The sequence below is a fragment of the Gammaproteobacteria bacterium genome (genome assembly GCA_003696665.1).
GTDB lineage: Bacteria > Pseudomonadota > Gammaproteobacteria > Enterobacterales.
On record RFGJ01000453.1, the window covers coordinates 1 to 1,461 of the forward strand.

Here is a 1,461-nt window from a genome sequence, read left to right on the forward strand (position 1 = left end):
AAATCCTTGTCTTCGCCAACCTGCTTTGCCAGTTCATCAGGGGTATAACCCGTGAGCCAGCAGATGATTTGGATGACCTCCTCTTCCGTTCTGTTCTTCCTCTCAGCCTTTTGAACATAGAGAGAATAGATCTTTGAGAATGCCATAGAGAAGATTTTGTGATCGGTCATCCCTTAATCTCCTCGGAGCGCTAATGACAAAGGTGTGCGGCGCAAACGAAGCGCAGCGTAGTTTGTGCCAGAATGAGCGACTTGTTAGGCATTTTTTCGCAATTCATCGATTGGCCTCTATTTGCTCCGACACTACTGCGTTTGCTACTTTTAGAACGTTGTCTAGTAATGCATCTTTATACCAACCGATTAGTTTCCTTCTGTTTGAATAACGCATCCCCATTTTTGCGGTTTCACCATTGTGGTAGTACATGTTCCTTTCCACATATATAAGAGACAGCATTTCAATACCTGAGATGGATTGCTTTTCTTGCTTTACATACTTATGAACGCTCGAAGCATCTTCTTTTAGTGACTTAGATAGTTTTTCATCATTCACAATCCGGCCTATGTAATTTTCGAAATCTTCTTTGAATGTACGACTGTTCTTGAAGGTGTGATATATCTTCTGAGAGGTCGCTTGTAGCACAGGCAGTGAATCCACTTCCTTTAGAAACTTTTGGGGATAGATTTTTGATTTTGTAACGCCCTTTGCTACGTGTTCTGTGACCTCACTGACATAATGCGATAAGGCTTCATATGCATTCCACAATTCCATCAATTGGATTAATGAAACATATGTATCCCTTACTTCTTTTGTTTTAGTAAGCGATATCTGCCCTTTAAAATCAATTTGTATATCTATTGCCAAGCGTATACGGATATTGAACAAGCGCAAACTGCGCGGTAAATCATTCTCTTCTAGCTCACGAAGCTCTCGAAGGTTCTGATCATACTGTTCGAAGAGTTGTATCATCTTTTCAATGTCTTACAGTATTAATATAAGAAATTAATTTCTTGTTCTTCTCTGATATATACGGTCATAATTCCCTCTTATCTGATATTAACCAAAAGTATGGAATGGAGAAAGGGTGGCTCGATCCAGGACCCGCGTCAATGAGGAAGTCAAATGTTGCCCTAAGGTTGCAAAGCGGATTCAGCCTTGCAGGCTGCAATCGCTGAAAAGTCCGCCGGATGACATATGAGCCTGGCCGAATTTCTTGAAGATGAATTCCCGCTGCGGGAGGGTCTGGTCTATGTCAATCATGCGGCGGTGGGCATCTGGCCACGGCGCACGGCGGAGGCGGTCAAGGCCTTTGCCGAGGAGAACATGCGGCAGGGGGCGGCGGATTACCCCCGCTGGATGCAGGTCGAGCGGCAGCTGCGCGGGCAGCTGGCCCGGCTGATCAACGCCGAGTCCGAAGCAGATATTGCCCTGCTTAAGAACACGTCCGAAGGCCTGTCGCTGATC

General features: G+C 45.1%; 3 protein-coding genes. 1 reads left to right on the forward strand and 2 read right to left on the reverse strand.

Features of this window, described 5'->3' with window-relative positions; translation table 11 throughout:
* Both D6694_11255 and D6694_11260 read right to left on the reverse strand, forming a co-directional pair.
* A partial coding sequence (locus D6694_11255; GenBank protein RMH39397.1) for a DUF2200 family protein occupies window positions 1–170 on the reverse strand: 170 nt, incomplete at its 3' end.
* A 103-nt stretch (window positions 171–273) separates the two neighbouring features.
* Window positions 274–966: a hypothetical protein gene (locus D6694_11260; protein RMH39395.1), complete on the reverse strand. Its 693-nt coding sequence runs from the start codon at window positions 964–966 to the stop codon at window positions 274–276.
* A gap of 225 nt (window positions 967–1,191) precedes the next feature.
* Here D6694_11260 and D6694_11265 point away from each other — a divergent pair.
* The coding region (locus tag D6694_11265) for an aminotransferase (protein RMH39396.1) at window positions 1,192–1,461 on the forward strand (270 nt) is incomplete at its 3' end.